13 protein-coding genes are annotated in these 16,799 nt (G+C 68.3%); 6 read left to right on the plus strand and 7 right to left on the minus strand.

The window, feature by feature from the left end; translation table 11 throughout:
• Nucleotides 1–60: 60 nt before the first annotated feature.
• A complete protein-coding gene (locus AC5Y5E_RS21410; protein WP_499904815.1) occupies nt 61–2,835 on the plus strand; it encodes a PE family protein in 2,775 nt (924 codons plus the stop codon).
• An 83-nt stretch (nt 2,836–2,918) separates the two neighbouring features.
• Here the strand turns inward: AC5Y5E_RS21410 and AC5Y5E_RS21415 are convergent, their stop codons facing one another.
• Nucleotides 2,919–3,431 (minus strand): DoxX family protein, encoded by a 513-nt coding sequence (locus tag AC5Y5E_RS21415; RefSeq protein WP_499904817.1) that lies wholly within the window; start codon nt 3,429–3,431, stop codon nt 2,919–2,921.
• 64 nt (nt 3,432–3,495) lie between these two features.
• On the opposite strand from AC5Y5E_RS21415, the gene AC5Y5E_RS21420 reads away from it, so the two are divergent.
• Nucleotides 3,496–4,095, plus strand: a complete 600-nt coding sequence (locus AC5Y5E_RS21420) for an NADPH-dependent F420 reductase (protein WP_499905040.1) — start codon at nt 3,496–3,498, stop codon at nt 4,093–4,095.
• Between the two features lie 52 nt (nt 4,096–4,147).
• On the opposite strand, the gene AC5Y5E_RS21425 is transcribed toward AC5Y5E_RS21420, so the two are convergent.
• The 5 genes from AC5Y5E_RS21425 to AC5Y5E_RS21445 form a co-directional block, all read right to left on the minus strand.
• Complete coding sequence (locus AC5Y5E_RS21425; RefSeq protein ID WP_499904818.1) at nt 4,148–5,305, minus strand: alpha/beta hydrolase fold domain-containing protein; 1,158 nt, start codon at nt 5,303–5,305, stop codon at nt 4,148–4,150.
• A 211-nt stretch (nt 5,306–5,516) separates the two neighbouring features.
• Entirely contained in the window at nt 5,517–6,665 is a 1,149-nt protein-coding gene (locus tag AC5Y5E_RS21430) for a ferredoxin--NADP reductase domain-containing protein (RefSeq protein ID WP_499904820.1), read from the minus strand.
• Nucleotides 6,666–6,714: 49 nt separating this feature from the next.
• Nucleotides 6,715–7,986, minus strand: coding sequence for a cytochrome P450 (locus AC5Y5E_RS21435; protein WP_499904821.1), 1,272 nt, complete (start codon nt 7,984–7,986; stop codon nt 6,715–6,717).
• 24 nt (nt 7,987–8,010) lie between these two features.
• Nucleotides 8,011–9,483, minus strand: coding sequence for an aldehyde dehydrogenase family protein (locus tag AC5Y5E_RS21440; RefSeq protein WP_499904823.1), 1,473 nt, complete (start codon nt 9,481–9,483; stop codon nt 8,011–8,013).
• Nucleotides 9,480–12,071, minus strand: a complete 2,592-nt coding sequence (locus AC5Y5E_RS21445; RefSeq protein ID WP_499904825.1) for an NAD-dependent epimerase/dehydratase family protein — start codon at nt 12,069–12,071, stop codon at nt 9,480–9,482. Before AC5Y5E_RS21445 ends, AC5Y5E_RS21440 begins: the two co-directional genes overlap by 4 nt.
• A gap of 164 nt (nt 12,072–12,235) precedes the next feature.
• On the opposite strand from AC5Y5E_RS21445, the gene AC5Y5E_RS21450 reads away from it, so the two are divergent.
• Nucleotides 12,236–12,871, plus strand: coding sequence for an HAD family hydrolase (locus AC5Y5E_RS21450; RefSeq protein WP_499904827.1), 636 nt, complete (start codon nt 12,236–12,238; stop codon nt 12,869–12,871).
• Between the two features lie 11 nt (nt 12,872–12,882).
• On the opposite strand, the gene AC5Y5E_RS21455 is transcribed toward AC5Y5E_RS21450, so the two are convergent.
• Nucleotides 12,883–13,608 (minus strand): FadR/GntR family transcriptional regulator, encoded by a 726-nt coding sequence (locus tag AC5Y5E_RS21455; RefSeq protein ID WP_499905041.1) that lies wholly within the window; start codon nt 13,606–13,608, stop codon nt 12,883–12,885.
• A 249-nt stretch (nt 13,609–13,857) separates the two neighbouring features.
• Here AC5Y5E_RS21455 and AC5Y5E_RS21460 point away from each other — a divergent pair, with 249 nt between their 5' ends.
• From AC5Y5E_RS21460 to AC5Y5E_RS21470, 3 genes are read left to right on the plus strand one after another with little or no spacing between them, the layout of a single operon-like run.
• Nucleotides 13,858–15,009, plus strand: a complete 1,152-nt coding sequence (locus tag AC5Y5E_RS21460) for an acyl-CoA dehydrogenase family protein (protein WP_499904828.1) — start codon at nt 13,858–13,860, stop codon at nt 15,007–15,009.
• A gap of 8 nt (nt 15,010–15,017) precedes the next feature.
• Complete coding sequence (locus AC5Y5E_RS21465) at nt 15,018–16,007, plus strand: acyl-CoA dehydrogenase family protein (protein WP_499904830.1); 990 nt, start codon at nt 15,018–15,020, stop codon at nt 16,005–16,007.
• Entirely contained in the window at nt 16,004–16,798 is a 795-nt protein-coding gene (locus AC5Y5E_RS21470) for an enoyl-CoA hydratase/isomerase family protein (protein ID WP_499904832.1), read from the plus strand. Before AC5Y5E_RS21465 ends, AC5Y5E_RS21470 begins: the two co-directional genes overlap by 4 nt.
• Nucleotide 16,799 lies beyond the last annotated feature (1 nt).

Raw genomic sequence — 16,799 nt, forward strand, 5'->3', positions numbered from 1 at the left:
TCGTCGCCCCGATCATTCGGATCCTTGAGTCGATTACTCGAGGACGATCGGGAGGAAGCGATGTCGTTCGTGATAGTGGACCCCGGGCTGGTGGCGGCCGCGGCGGCGGATGTGGAGAACATCGGATCGGCGCTCAGCGCCGCCCACGCGGCGGCCGCGGGCCCGACGACCGCGGTGCTGGCCGCCGGCGCCGACGAGGTGTCGGCGGCGTTGGCGGCGCTGTTTTCCGGCCACGCCCAACAGTTTCAGGCGCTGGGCGCCGAGGCGGCGCTGTTCCATCAGCAATTCACGCAGACGATGAGCACCAGCGGGGCGATGTTCGCGGCCGCCGAAGCCGCCAACGTGTCGCCGCTGCAGAGCCTGCTCGACGCGATCAACGCGCCGGTCCAGGCCGCCACCGGGCGCCCGCTGATCGGCAACGGCGTCAACGGCGCCCCCGGGACCGGGCAGAACGGGACGGACGGCGGCTGGTTGATCGGCAACGGCGGCGCCGGCGGATCCGGCACCGGCGGCGGCAACAACGGCGGCAACGGCGGGAACGGCGGGAACGGCGGGCTGATCGGCAACGGCGGGGCCGGCGGCGCCGGCGGAACACCCTTGGCCCTCGGCGGCAACGGCGGCAACGGCGGTCACGGCGGGTCGGCGGGAATGTTCGGCTCGGGTGGCGTCGGCGGGGCCGGCGGCAGCTCGGACGCGGGAACCGGCGGCAACGGCGGGGCCGGCGGCAACGCCGGCATGCTCTCCGGCGCGGCCGGGACGGGCGGCCTCGGCGGACGCAGCGACAGCATCACCCGTCCCGGCGGGGACGGGGGCGCCGGCGGCAACGGCGGGCTGTTCTCCAGCGGTGGCGCCGGCGGGCTCGGCGGATCCAGCGTGAGCGGAACCGGCGGCACCGGCGGGGCCGGCGGCACCGGCGGGATGTTCGGAGCCGGCGGCAGCGGCGGAGGCGGCGGAGCCACCAACGGCGGCACCGGCGGGTTGGGCGGAGCCGGCGGGGCAGGCGGGATCTTCGGGGCCGGCGGAGACGGCGGGACCGGCGGGCACGGCTCGACCTTCGGCGGGGCCGGCGGCGCCGGCGGCAACGCCGGCCTGCTCAGCATGGGACCCGGCGGGGCCGGTGGCGCGGGCGGCGAAAGCATCACCCCGGTGGTCGGCATCGGTGGGGCCGGCGGCGCCGGCGGCAATGGCGGCCTGCTCTTCGGCGACGGCGGGGTCGGCGGCAACGGCGGGTTCGGCCCGCAGACCGGCGGGCGCGGCGGGGCGGGCGGTGCCGCGGGCATGCTTACCGGCTCCGGGGGCGCGGGCGGGGCCGGCGGCGACGGCGGCACCGCCCAGGGCGGGGTCGGCGGCGCCGGCGGCAGGTCCGGCCTCATCGGCAACGGCGGTAACGGCGGCAGCGGGGGCACGGCCGAGGGCGCGGTCAGCAGCGTCGGAGGCGCGGGCGGAGCCGGGGGCAGCGGCGGGCTGATCGGCGACGGCGGCAACGGCGGCAACGGCGGCCTCGGCCAGACGCGGGGCGCGACGGGCGCCGGCGGCATCGGCGGTCAACTGCTGGGTCTCGACGGCTTCAACGCTCCCGCGAGCGCCTCACCGCTGCACGCCGCGCAGCAGCAGGCGCTCTCCGCGATCAACGCGCCCGTCCAGGCGCTCACCGGGCATCCGCTGATCGGCAACGGCGCCAATGGTGCCGCCGGGACCGGCGCGGCCGGCGGGGACGGCGGACTGTTGTTCGGCAACGGCGGGATCGGCGGCTCGGGGGCCGCGGGCGCCGCCGGCGGGCACGGCGGGGCCGGCGGAGGCCTGTTCGGCGCGGGCGGCGCCGGCGGCACGGGCGGCGCGTCGGCGACCGGCAATGGCGGCGCCGGCGGGGCCGGCGGCAGCGGCGCGCTGTTCGGCGCGGGCGGAACGGGCGGCGCCGGCGGACGCGCACCGAGCGCCAACACCGGAGGAGCCGGCGGCGCGGGCGGCAACGCCGGCCTCTTCGGGGGTGCCGCCGGGAACGGCGGCGCCGGCGGCGTCGCCTTCACACCGGGCGTCAACGGCAACGGCACGGGCGGCGCCGGCGGGGCCGGCGGCGCCGGGGGGCTGATGTCCAGCGGCGGAATCGGCGGGGACGGCGCGTTCGGTCAGACCAGCGGCGCCGGCGGCGCCGGCGGGGCCGGCGGCATGCTGTCCGGCGACGGCGGGGCCGGCGGCGCCGGCGGGTTCAGCAACCTCAACGGCAGCAGCGGAGCCGGCGGGGCCGGCGGCAACGGCGGTCTGTTCGGGGCCGGCGGCGCCGGCGGCACCGGCGGAGCCGCCCTCTCCACCGCCGGGGCCGGCGGGCGCGGCGGCAACGCCGGCCTGCTCAGCATGGGCGCGGCCGGCGGGGCCGGCGGTGGCGGCGGCAACAACCTCGGGTCCGGCACCGGTGGGATCGGCGGCGCCGGCGGCAACGGCGGCCTGCTCTTCGGCGACGGCGGCGCCGGCGGCCAGGGTGGCGGCGGCGGGTTCAGCGGCGCGACCGGCGGGGCCGGCGGCAACGCCGGCCTCCTCAGCGGCTCCGGCGGCGCCGGCGGCGCCGGCGGAAACTCGGGCGACAGCGCACTCACCACCGGTGGCGCCGGCGGGGCCGGCGGCAAGGGCGGGGCGATCGGCGATGGCGGAAACGGCGGCGCGGGCGGGGCCGGTACCGGCAACACGGGCGGCCCCGGCGGGAATGGCGGCAACGCCGTCGCGATCGGCGACGGCGGCAATGGCGGCAACGGCGGAACCGGCACACCGCCCGGCACGCCCGGCACCGGCGGGACAGCCGGGCTGGTCCTGGGCCAGAACGGGAAGAACGGGACGCCGTAGCCCGGCAGCGCCGCGCGAGCCGAACGTGGCTGCGAAAAATCGGGCCGATTCTCGCAGTGGCATCCGGCTCGCGGCGCCGGGAGCTATCCCGCCTGCTTGACCGGCGGCCGGTAGAAGATCACCAACTGCCCGACGGCGCCGGCCAGGCCGAGCCCCGCCGAGATCACCAGGCCGGGCCAGCCGGGGAACCACAGCTTGTCGCCGAAAATCAGGTAATCCAGGCTGAGCTTCCCGGGACCCAGCGTGGCCACCGCGACGGCGCTGACCGCCAGCACCAGGTTGTACTCCCAGCCCTCCTTGACGATGAAGAAGCCGTTGGCCCGGTGCACGGTCCACGCCGCGACCAGCATCAGCGAGACGAAGCCCGCGGCCGGGATCGGCGTGAGCAGCCCGGCCGCCAGGCCCAGCCCGGCGGACACCTCGGTGATGGCGGCCACGGTGGCGTGGAACTTGCCCGGCTTCATGCCGATGCTCTCGAACCACCGAGCCGTTCCCGGAATCCGGCCGCCGCCGAAAAACTTGTTGAAGCCGTGCGCGGCGAGCGTCAGTCCCAGCACCAGCCGCAGGAGCAGTAACCCGACGTCATACACATTCATAGGTGCAAACCTAGCGGGTAGCGGTCCGAAATCCGGAGAGGAGCCCGACATCAAGATCGCGATCATTGGGGCCGGCAATGTCGGGAACGCATTGAGCACCGCGTGGGCCAATCGAGGCCACCGGATCATGTTCGGCGTGCGAGACCCGGACGACCCGAGATATGCGTCGCTCAGTTCCGTCGAGACGAACGAATTCGCCACCGCTGCGGCCGATGTCGTGGTGCTCTGCACGCCGTGGCACAGCACCCGGGCGGCGGTGCAAGGCTGCGGCGACCTGTCGGGCAAAGTCCTCATCGATTGCACCAACCCGCTGACACCCGACGTCACGTCCCTAGAGGTCGGGTTCGAGAACTCCGGCGCCGAAGAAGTCGCGAAGTGGGCGACCGGCGCCCGGGTCTGCAAGGCGATGAACCAGATCGGCGCGCCAATGATGGACGCGCGTCGCATGCCGGGCCGACCGGTCATGTTCGTCTGCGGCGACGACGACGACGCCAAGGCGGTGACCGCCGGGCTGGTCGGCGAGCTTGGCTTCGAGACCGTCGACGTCGGCGACCTGACATTGGCGCGGCTGCTCGAGCCTTACGCGCTGCTGTGGATTCACCTGGCGCTGCGCCGCGGGCTGGGCACCAACTTCGGCTTCGGGCTGCTGCGCGGACCGTCCTAAAGGATTACCTGACCGCAGAGGCAAGCGCGCCAGAAACCGCGCAGCATAGGACTCAGTGCGCGAATCGAGCCGTGACAAGTGTCTTTTCGTATGCGCGGCTGCGCACGACTGTTAGGAACCGGTCGATTGCCCGCACCGTCGCCGCGGTGCGCGCCGAAGGCATCACATCGAAGGAGTGCTGGGCGCCGGGCAACTCCGCATAGGCGACCGGGCTGGCGGACACGTCGCGGAGCGCGTCGGCGAAAGCGCGGGCCTGCTCGTGATTGGTGAAGGTATCGATGCTTCCGTGGATGACGAAGATCGGCGGCGCGTCCGGTCGCACGTGTGAAAGGGGCGAACCCTGGTCCCAGACGTCGTACGCCTCATCCTGCGAGGCCCCGATCACGATTCTGCTGAGAAACTCTTCCTGCTCCGGAGGTGAGTCGCCCGCTCGATCCAGGAGGTCGTAAACCCCGTATAGCGGGACGGCCGCACGTACCGAAGTGTCCGCATCCTCGAAACCCGGCTGGAACACGGGGTCGTTGATGGTCAGCGCCGCCAGCGCTGAAAGGTGACCACCGGCGGAGCCGCCCGTCACAACGACGAAGTCGGGATCACCGCCATGCTCGACGATTTCGCGTTTGACCCACGCAATCGCGCGCTTGACGTCGATTACGTGGGCCGGCCAACGCGCGGCGGGCGCCAAGGAGTAGTTGATCGCCACACATACCCAACCCTTTTCCGCCATGTGTGCCATCAACGGGTAGCCCTGACCGCGTTTGCTGCCCTTGGTCCAAGCGCTGCCGTGAATCTGGATCAGCACGGGAGCTCGCGCATCCAGCGGCAGATCCTTGCGCCGCCAGATATCGAGGTGGTTCCGCACCCCTGACTCGCCATAGCACAGGTCTTCATGCTGCAGATATCGGCTGCGTTCCGTGAAGCGGGGCAGCCAGATGTCGCGAAGCGAAAGACGGGAATCCGCGGGCCAATCGGTGGGCAGCTCCCCGCGATAGTCTTCCCCCAGCGCCGACCGCAGACTTGCCTCGAGGACGTCCCCGGCACGAAGCGCATCGCGCCGCGCGGCCAGCAGCCGAGACCAAGCGCCGAGCGCCAGAAGAAGGCCTAACGCGCCGTGGGGACTTCGGAGCGCACCGCGACGGAGCGGGGCTGCGGTCGACGCCGCTTGCGCGACGAGGGTGTGCAGCGGGAACTCGCTGACGACCAGACTCACCAAAGTGAGCGGGACTATGCAAGCGGCGGAACTCAGTCCGGGCAACGGCTGAGCCAGCAATCGGGTGAGGCGCCTGGACCGCGCTATGGCACTGATCAGCGCCCAGACGACGGCGCGTCGCAGGAGCGCGCGGCCGGAAGACCGATGGGTTACAACCGCCGCCATAGAGCGATCTGGCCGCAGTCCAATAACGCCGCCGCCCATAGAAGGCCTAATCCTCATCCACCTGCCCCACCAACGCCTCGTAGTCCGCCAGTGGAACCAGCCCCTCCCCGGCGAAACGATCGAGCAACACGTTTGTCGCCTCGACGGCCGACCAGCCGCCCAGCCGCGACGCTTGGATGTTGTGCTCGGACAGCGCATCAGCCAGCGCTTTGCGTGGACGTGGGAGTGTGCCGGCGTCGGCACGTATGGCGGCGGCGACGGCGGCAGCGTCGTCGGCATGCGAACCCTCGCCGGACGGCGATCGCCCCGCCCAACCGGCGACGTAAAGCCCGGCGCTCGGCGTCGCGTCGATCAATATGCGACCCTCACGATGCGCGATGCATCCTCGGTCCTCATCGAGACCGTTCCAGCAGAACAACTCGGTGCGGGGGCGAAACAGCAATTGCGCCCGCAGGTCTTCGCTGACCACCCTGCCGTGCTTGTCGGGGCTGCGCACGCACCGCAGCGCGCGGGCCCGGTTTCGTCCGACTACGCCGACCGGTGTCAGCCCGGTCCGAAACTCCAGATTCGCGAGACCTCCTGGGGGCACGCACATTCCGGACCGTGGGAGCGGGTCTACCAGCCGCACATGGCGCAGTCTGCTGGTCGCCAGCCGGGAAAACACCCCCTCTGGGACACCGCTGGGTACACGCCCGCAGAGCACTTGGGCGACGCGCAACGTCTCCGGGGAAATTCCGATCATCACCGCGGAGTCCATCGCGAGGTCGAGCTCGTCCACCTCCACGTCCCTACTACCGGTAAGCCACGCCTCGACGTGGCTTACCGTCCCGATACCCACCGAGTTGCCGCCGGCAAGCGCCAACGGCAGGTCGCGAGGTGCGCCGGTCGCCAGCACCACTGCATCAGCGGCGGAACGCAATTCGTGCAGTCGTAGTGCCGAACCGATCACGACATTGCCGAAGTAGGTCACGCGGCTGTCATTGAGCACCGCATCGACCGCGCGCGCAACCCTGCGCAGGCGCTCTGCCCCCGCGGCCGGGCCGTGCCGCAGCAGACCGTCGGGCAGCGAGGCCCGATCGACGAGGTCCACCGTCACGTCGAGCGCGCCGTCGGCGAGAAGTGCCGATGTCACGGCGAATCCGGCCGGACCGGCGCCCACAACCGCGACGCGAAAGCCATCGCCCAGTTCAGTCACATCGTCGCCGCCTGTTTGAGCGCATCGGTCCCGATTCGATTTCTGACGCTTACGTCGCTTCGAAGACGACCGGAACCTTGTTGGGTGCGCGCAGGCCTATGCCCTGAACCCTTGCCTCGTGGCCGGTTTCCGGGTCGAGCCGCAGTCCGCGCAGGCGGTCGAACAGCGCGGTCAACGCCGCCGACATCTCGGCGCGGGCAAGGTGTGCGCCAAGGCAGGCATGCGGGCCCCAGGCAAATGCGATGTGCGGCTTCTTCTCCCGGAAGATGTTGAAGGAATCAGGATCTTCCCAGCGCGTGTGGTCGCGGTTTGCCGCTCCGATCGACACCTCCAGCACGCTGCCGTTGGCGATTGTGACACCGCCGAGTTCCAAGTCCTCCAACGCGATCCGACTGATGGACATCAATGGTGGCTCCCAGCGCAGGCCTTCCTCGATCGCCTGGGACATCAGGCTTCGGTCGGCGATCAGCGCATCGAGCTGCTCGGGGTTCGCCAGCAGACCGAGCAGCGTGCTGGCGGTCGAACGCGCGGTGGTCTCGCCTCCCGCCGGCAACAGCAGCCGCAAGAACGAGACGATTTCGATGGTCTCCAGCCGGCCCCCGTCCAGTTCGGCGTTCGCCAGCAGGGTGATCAGATCCTCGCCGTCGCCGCCGCGGCGCTCTTCGATCAACGGGGACAGGTAGTTTTCCAGATTGCGGGAGGCCTGCAGCGCGCGCTCCATGTCGTAAAAAGCCCCGACCGTCTCGCCCGCCCAGGTGTTGAAGCGCTCGATGTCTTCGTAAGGCAGGCCCATCATCTCGGTGATGATGTAGACCGGGAACAAAAGCGTGAATTCGCGGTATAGATCGGCCAATCCTTTGTGTTCGAAGCGGTCGATAAGCCCGTGTACCGCCGGTTGGATCGCCGTTTCCTGCCAGCGGTCGAGGGAACGGCGGGTGAAGGCCTGCGAGATCAGGCCGCGGTGTCGTCGGTGTTCGGCGCCGTCCATTCCGATGATGTTGCGGCCCCACACGCGACCGATCGTGTCCAGCCAGAATTTTGAAGACAGCCTTTCATCGGTGAGCGCCTGCTGGCAGTGCTCATAACTGAGGGCGCAGGAGAACGCCGCCTTGAAGGCCTCCTCCTTGCGGTAATCCTCCTGGCCCAGCAACTCGGCCTGTTTGACGGGATGCACCGGGGCGCGTCGGCGCGCCTCCCCTAAGGGGCCGTAGAGATCCACGATCCGTGAGCGTGGTGTCTCCGCCGCGGCGGACGCCACGTATGCGCTGTCATCGGCGCCGCGGATGTACTCTCGCAAATCGGAGCCGGTACGGGTGGTCATGATGGCTGCTCCCAAGGTAAGGCCTCAACCGGCATGAAACTGAATCGCTTTCGTCTCGGTGAAGTCGTCGAGCACCTGGGCACCGAGCTCACGCCCCACGCCCGACCGCTTATAGCCGCCGAAGGGCGCCCACGGACTCATCCCACCCGTGCCGCCGTTGATGCTGATGTTGCCGGTCTGAATCTTCTGCGCCATCGCGAACGCCACACCCGGATCGGCGGTCCAGATCGAACCGGACAGACCGTAGACGGAGTCGTTCGCGATCCGCACGGCCTCGTCGTCATCGTCGAACGGAATCGCCACCCCGACGGGCCCGAAGACCTCCTCCTGAGCAACCGTCATGCCGCTGTGCACGTCGGCCAACAGCGTCGGCTCGTAGTAATAGCCACGGTTCAGGTGCGGGGGGCGACGCCCGCCGGCCACCAGCCGCGCGCCTTGTTCCAACGCGCCCGCGACGTACTTCTCGGCACGGGCGCACGCAGATTCGCGGATCAACGGCCCGACGATGGTGCGCGCATCGGTGGGATCGCCGACCGGGAGGCGCTGCAGCACCGCGGTGACGCCTTTGACGTAATCGTCATAGATCGAGCGCTGCACCAAGTGCCGCGTCCACAACGCACATCCCTGGCCGGAGAACAAGGTCAGTTCCTGAGCGCCCCTGGCGGCCGCGGCGTCGAGGTCGGCGTCTTCACGGACGATCATCGCCGACTTTCCGCCGAGTTCGAGGGTGACGTGTTTGAGCGTGGCCGACGCCTGCGCCATTACCTTGGCGCCGACTGCGTCGGATCCGGTGAACGTGACCATGTCCACCCGTGGGTCGGAGGTCAGGTATTCGCCGACTTCGACTCCGCCCGTAATCACGTTGAGCACACCCGGCGGCAACTCCGCTTCCTGCACCGCGGCACCCAACAGGAGTGCCTCCAACGGCGTGAAATCCGAGGGCTTCAGCACGACAGTGCATCCCGCGGCCAGCGCGGGGCCGACCTTGAGCAGGTTGACGAAGAAGGGGGCGTTGAACGGCGTGATCGCGGCGACGACCCCGCGCGGGGAACGTTGCACGACGCCCGCCCCTAGCACGGTGGAGCCGCGGCGGTTGCGGAAGGTGGTGACTGGCAACGGTCGCAGAGCCTCGAACGCCGCGCATCGCTCGACGAAGAAGTCGAGAAGCTGCATCGGCGCGTCGAACTGACTGGGACGCGCCACCGATACCGGGATGCCGGCCTCCGCGACCACCAATCCCACGATGTCGTCGGCCCACCCGGCGAGCACGTCACGCAGCCGGCCCAGCGCTGCCGATCGTTGCGCGGGCGTCATTGTGGGCCATGGCCCGTCGTCGAACGCGCGGCGCGCCGCCGACACGGCGGCGTCGGCGTCAGCGCCCGCCCCCCACGGGGCGGCGGCGAGGGTCTCCCCGGTCGCCGGATTCACTACCGGCGCCACCGCATCGGTTGGTCGCCACCCACCGTTGACGAACAGGCCGTCGTACTGAGATCTCATTCGACCCTGGTCACCACTCCCGACGCGCCGTCCACCTCGACCACATGGCCCGTCCTCAGCACCTTGCTCCCAGTTAAAGTCCCTACTACACAAGGAATTCCGAATTCACGGGCTACGACAGCAGCGTGCGACATTTCTCCGCCGGTGTCAACGATGACGGCGGCCGCGTACGCAAAAAATGGCGTCCACCCGGTGTCGGTGAACGCGGTCACCAACACCTCACCCGGTTCCAACTCGTCCATGGAATCGACGGTGAGCACGCGCACCGGGCCCTTGGCCAGTCCGGCCGAAACGGCGGTCCCGCGCAACATTTCGCCGGGCATCAGTTCGGTGTCGGCGCCCGCGTCTGGCGTCCATTGGCCGACGAAGTTCAGCGGCGGGCGTTGGGTCTCGAGCCGTTTGCGTTCGGCGCGTCGCCGCGCGATCACCGCCTTGGCGTCGGCCGGTGGGTTCTTCAACTCGGCCCGAACCAGATAAAACACGTCGTCGGGGCTGTCGATCACCCCACGCGCGGCCAACCGGGCACCGATTTCACGCGCGATCAGCCGGTACTGGTGTGTTTGGCGAATGGTGGCGTCGCGAGCTGTTTCCCGCAACCGCTGAAATCGCGAACCCAAGGACGCCAAGATCCGAAGGGGTAGACCAAAATCCGGCGAATCGTCGCCGGCGCGTTCGCGGCTAGCGAGGAGCTTTGCCACCACGTCGAGCAGCCGGTCGGGCGCGTCGGCGAACATCGCATTGGCCAGCTCGGTTTCCCGCGGGCCGCGGTGACCGTATTCGGCTACCACGTCGTCCAGTTTGGCGATGAACCCGGGACGCTCACGACGCAAGATCTCGGACGCCACCGCCGCCGAATTGTTGCGCAGCGTCTGCTCGATCAAGGGGTCCGCCTTGGCGAGCCGCGCTAAAGCGTAGGCGCCGCGCGCAACCCCGGCACTGGCGAGATCGTCTGTGCCCCCGCGGATGCGGGTCGCGAAACCCTTTCCGCCCTGCGACTGGATGAGGCCCATCAGCGGGACGACGAAGGATGAGGCCTGCGCTGCGCCGGCCCAGGCATTGGCCGCTTCGTCGCGGGTTCGTTCCAACCCTGCGTACAGCTGGGCGTCGGAGAGCTTCGCATAATACGCACTGTCACGCGCCGACCGGCGGGCCTGGGCGTCGATATCTCGGATCGCCCTCCCGAAGCCGGTGATCTGGATCGCCGCCAGCGGCAGCCTCCTGAGCATTTCCCACGCGCCGGGCTTGTCGAACGACGGAACGTCCGCGCCGCCCGTGCCGAATAGCATGTCCTGCCAAGCGGATGCGCCCCCACCCGGCATCAAGGTCCCCATCGCATAGACGATGGAGAGGTTCGCGTATACACCGTGCCCGAAGGCGCCGACCGGCTCCTGGCTAAGGGCTCGCTTGAGTTCACCGTCGATCCGCAACACGTCGGCGGCTTGAGCGCCGGCGGCGCGCAGCGCGTCGATCGCCAATTCCACCGACAACGGCGTCATCGGGCCCGGAAACGCCTCCGATGTATTCGCCGCCGTGAAAACCTGCCAGTTCGGATGGACGGACGTGTCGAATTCACCGGCCACACCCTCGGGCGCTGCCGGGCGGCGGTCGCCGTCGGTAGGCGGCTCAGGCACCCAGCCCCACGGCCAGCGCCACGGAATCTGTATCTGCCGGGTGCCGAGAAAAATGTGCGCCCGGTTGGTGCGTCCGAAGTCTTCGACGCATTGCCGCGACGACCACGCGCAGTGAAAACCGAATTCTTCGGTCAGCCGGGTGGTTTCAACCAACGGGAAATTGAGGAAGGCCTCGACCGCCCCCGGGTCGAGGGAGAACCACCCGCGCTCCCACAGAAAGCTGAGTACCGCATCGGCGCGCTTCGGCGAGACTTCCACGTAGCGCTTGCCTAGGATTTCGGCGATCTCTCGCATCTTGATCGTGTCGGGGGCCGCGAGGTTGACCGGCCCCGACCACTCCGGGTGGTCGAGCGCATCGGCGAAGAACCGGGCGAGGTCGTCGGGATGGACGAACTGAAACAGGTTCCGGCCGCCCTTCATGCCGAGGATCACCGGGGTGGCGAATCCTTCCTGGGTGACCCCGGTGGTGCCGCGGCCCATGATGTTGGTCGCACGGATCATGACGGCGTTGAGTGGCGACGCGGCGACCAGCGCCTCGGCTTCGGCCTTGTGCATGGAATAGAGGTGTTTGGCGGACGGCCGCAGCGGGTCGCCCTCCTTCAACAGCGGCGGGTTGTCCGCGTTGGCTCCGTAGGACAGCACCGAGGAGGCCGTAACCAGGCGTGCGACCCCCGCGCGCTCCATCGCCGTGACTACCGCCTGTGTCCCGCCGACGTCGATCGCGCGTGTCGCTTCCGCGTCATGCATCGGGTGCGTCGTCCAGGCCAGGTGCACGACGGCATCGATGCCGGACATCGCCGCAGTCAGCGCGCCGGCGTCGCGAATGTCGGCACTCACGTGACGGTAGCGCGGCGACGACAGGGAGTGCGGACGCCGCGAAAGCCCGACAACGTCGTGACCTCGAGCGAGGATTTCCGGGATGATGCACGAACCGAAGTCCCCGGATGCGCCCGTCACCATCACATGCATAAAGTCGCCTGTCTACGTCAAGTCCGTTCCCCGAAAATCTATGGTGCACGACGTCTCGGTGTCAATGCTCCGAGTAGAGATTCTCTAGATTCTTGCGGCTCCCGGCGGCCTACGATTGGCGAACCGATCCCGCATCTAGATAATCTCAAGCTATGAGTGACCGCGTGGGCGCCCTTCCAGCCCTTTTGGTCGACTTCGGTGGCGTCCTGACCGGATCGGTTTTGGGCTCCTTAGAGCGGAGCTGTCTCGCCTATGGCGTCGACCCGGCCGGATTCATCGGCGAGGTGTTCGCCCCCGACCACGCGGAGGACAGCCCGTTCGCACTGATCGAATTGGGCCAAATCTCCATTCCCGAATTTCTCGACCGGATCACCCCCATACTTACCCGGCATGCCGCCGGGGACGTCGAGGGTGCGGCGTGGTTTCGCGGGGTCCAGCAAACGACGCTAGGGATCGATCTGCAGATGGTCCAGGCGGTGCAGGAGCTGACGGATCGAGGGGTGCAAACGGCATTGGTCAGCAACTCGTGGGGTCCCAGCGACGGTTATCCGTGGGATCGCCTGCCGCGTTTCTCCGAGGTGGTGGTGTCCTCGGACGTGGGAATCCGCAAGCCTGACACTGCGATCTACGAACTCGCCGCCGAGAAGCTCGGGCGGGCGCCGGCCGACTGTGTGTTCGTAGACGACGTCGAGGTAAACCTGGTCCCGGCTCGCGCCCTCGGCATGCGCACGATTTTGCACTCACATCCGGACGACACCTTGGCTCAGCTGCGCCGAATCTACGGCTGAGCCGCGGAAAGTCAGTAGAGCACGTCGAGAGTCCGGCTCTCGCCGTGTGTGCCGCCGAGATAGCGCCGGGCGGTGGTCATGTGCTCGCGCCACGCCTGCTCTGCGCCCGGGCCGTTGCGCGCGCGGATGAGCTCCGTGACGTTCTCATACCCGCGCAACGCTCGCCGGTTCGCGCGCCGGACCTCGCCGCTGTCGGGTCCGATCTCGGCCACCGCGTCGGCGAGCTCACGCTCGATGATCTCGGCGAGCATGCCGATCAGGGCCGTAAGCGTTCGACTGCCGGAGAGCTCGACGAGTCTGACGTGAAAACGCACGCCGGCCCGGTGAAAAGACCGGGGATCGAGTGCCGCGGCCGCGCGCACCTGGTCGAGCTCGCGGTCAAGAGCGGCAAGCTGTATATCCGAGGCGTTCTCGGCCAGCCGCCGGATCGCGGCCGGCTCGATGGTCAGGCGCGCATCCCAGACGTCGCCGATAGACGTGCCGGCAAGCATGAGCACCATGCCGAAGAGACCGGCCACGGCGTCGGGCCCAGGCACGGTGACCTGCGCGCCGCCGGGAGGCCCCCGCCTGATGGTGACCAGCGAATCGCCTTCCAACAAGCGGAAGGCCTCACGCAACGTCGGCCGGGAGACTCCGAACTGACGAATAAGTTCCGCTTCGGTGGGCAGCCAGTCGCCGTCTGCGAGTTCGCCGCGCGCGATCATCCGGCGGATTTGCGCGGCCACCTGGTCCGACATCTTCAAGGGCCGCACCCGTCGGTCAGATCCGGTGGGCGAGAAGTTGTGGTTGGTCACCGGTGCTGGGCTCCCGCTCGGGCGAATCGTCAGGTCGCAACGAAGCATAAGACTAATCGATAGATCCTTTAGATTAATTCTCAACGTCCGGAGCTCGGGTCGCTGCCGAGGACCGATCGGCGGCCCACCTTGATTCGGCAGAGTTTATCTAGATAAACTGTACCCTGCGTTTCACCACAGCGAGGAGACCGAGTGGATCTGTCCTTCACCGACGAGGACTGCGCCTTCAGACGAGAAGTGCGTACCTGGCTGCGGGACAACATTCCGACCCACGAGCGCCCGCACGATTTCGACGGCGCTCGGGCCTGGGACATGGCCTGGCAACGCCGACAGTTCGACGGCGGCTACGGCGGCATCGCATGGCCCCGCGAGTACGGCGGTCAGGGCCTGCCCCTGATCCGTCAACTCATCTGGTTCGAGGAATATGCCAGGGCGAAAGGGCCCGACATCGGCTGTGGATTCGTCGGCATGAATCACGGCGGCCCGACCCTGATCGCCCGGGGCAGCGAGGCGCAGAAATTGCGCCATCTGCCCAAGATCCTTGCGGGCGAAGAAGTTTGGTGTCAGGGATTTTCGGAACCCGGGGCCGGCTCCGACCTCGCCGGCATCTCCACCAAGGGCGCCATCGAGGGCGATGAATTGGTGGTCAACGGCCAAAAGATTTGGACCAGTTACGCCCACATGGCCGACTTTCAGGAACTGCTGGTACGGACCGATCCCGAGTCGTCCCGGCACCGCGGACTGACGTGGGTCATCTGCGACATGCACAGCCCGGGGATCACCGTTCGGCCCATCGTCTCGATGGATGGCTTGGCCGAGTTCTGCGAGGTGTTCTACGACGACGTGCGCATTCCCCTCGACAACGTGGTCGGCGAGATTGGCGACGGGTGGTCGGTGGCGATGTCCACCCTCGGCTTCGAACGCGGCACCGGCTTCATGAAGTTGCAGACCGAGCTGTCGGTGGCCCTGGAGCGGCTGATCGAAGACGCCGCGCGCCACGGTGCCCTCGAGAATCCGGGGGTCCGCGCCGAACTTGGAGAGCTGCGCGCCGACGTGCTGGCGATGCGGGCCATGACCTACGCGACCGTGTCCTCGGCGGCGCGCACCGATGTTCCCGGCCCCGAGGGGTCGATGATCAAGGTCTTCTATGCCGACCTGGCACAGCGGATTCATCGCACCCGCATGGAGGTCATCGGCGCGCAAGGTCTCGACCGCGCAGGCAGGTATGGCCACGACATCGACGAGTACCTGTACTCCTACGCAAACACCATGGGCGGCGGTACATCTGAAGTCCAGCGCGACATCATCGGCGAGCGCGTCCTGGGCCTGCCGCGGAACCGCTAGGAGTTACCGTGGACTTTCTTCCCGACCCCGATCAAAGCGCCCTGATCGACGCCACCCGGCAGTACATCCAGTCACGGCTGCCGCTAAGCGATTCGCTCGCCAGGCTGGACGACGTTCGCTGGAAGGAAATCGCCGAGCTGGGGTGGCTTGGGCTGGCCACCGAGGAGGACGCCGGCGGCGCCGGGGCCACGCTGCTCGACGAGGTCTTCGTGTTCCGGGAAATCGGCCGCGCCCTGGTGCCGGGCCCCATCCTGACGACGCTGGCAGCTGCCCGGTTAGCGGCGTGGACAGGGAATGCGGCGCTGTCGAAAGACTTGGTTGGCGGCCAGACGCGGGTGGCGCGGGCCATCCCATTGCCGCGCGAGAACGACCGGTTATTGGTGCTCGACCCCGAGGACGCCGGTTTGGTCCTCGTTGTCGACGGTGACCGGGCCGCCGTCCACGCCAGCCCGCGACGTCTGGAACAAAGCGCCGGCCTCGAGGACGGAACGGCTGTGGGCCATGCGTGCCGCGCGGACCTCGGCCCCCCTTTGGTTGCCACCGATGACGGCCGAACGGTAAGCAGGCTGCGACGTGTGTTGACCATCCTGACGTCGGCGCAGCTGGCCGGGATCTGCGGAGCTACCAGAGATCTGGCAACCGAATACGCCAAGACACGGGTTCAATTCGGCAAACCTATCGGCGCGTTCCAAGCGATCAAACACAAGTGCGCGGACATGGCCACCCACGCGCTTGCTGCGGACAACGTCACCTTCTTTGCCGCGCTAACGGACCAATCCGATTACCATGCCCTGGCGGCCGCGGCTTGTTGTCGCCGCGCCGCATTCGCGAACGCCCGGGCCAACGTCCAAATCCATGGAGCCATGGGTTTCACCGTCGAAGACAGCGCCCATCGCTTTGTCAAGCGAACCCACACCCTTTGCACCACAGAATCTTTCGCCCGGGCAGCGGAGCTGCTAGGTGGGCTGCCCAGTGTGGACACAAGTGAGGAAGCATGAACGACACCGAGCTGAAGACCGAACTCGTCGACAGTGTGGGCGTAGTGTCGTTCAACCGACCGCACCGTCACAACGCCATCACCGACGCGCTTTTCGACGAGATGTGCTCGGCGCTGCGGGGCTACCTCAACGACCACTCGGTGCGGTGCGTGTTGATCCGTGGCGAAGGCCGCTCGTTCTGTTCGGGGCGGGACAAGGCGGAGTTGGGCAAGCGCGCCAACGGCGAAGACGACTTCACCTTCGTTCGGGAACACCAACGGATTCGCTTGGATGTGCTCGAGTCGACAAAACCGGTCGTCGCGGCGGTGCAGGGCGCCGCGTTGGGAGGTGGCTTCGAGATCGCCCTGTCCGCCGACATGCGCATCATTGCCGAGGACGCCATCTTTGGGCTCCCCGAGGTCGGGCTGGGCCTGATCCCGGACACCGGGGGAACGCAGCTGCTGCCGGCCCTGGTGGGCCCGGCGCGCGCGAAATATCTGGTACTCAGCGGTGCCCGTATCGACGCCCAAACCGCTTACGCGTGGGGGCTTGCCGAGGAAGTCGTTGCCGTTGACGAACTCCACGAACGCGCGATGACCTTGTGCCGCTTGCTGGCGGCGCAGCCAAGACTCGCGATGTCGATGGGCAAGATGCTGGTCAACCAGGCCACCGTCGGCGACATCCGCAACGGCCTTAATCAGGAATTGCTCGCTCAGACGGCGTTATTCGCTTCCGAGGAATACCTGAGCCTCAAGAATGAAGCGCTGCGCAAACGCCGAATCGACGAACCATCCGAAAGCGACGTGAACTGAC

The sequence above is a fragment of the Mycobacterium sp. NGS54 genome, assembly GCF_059812465.1.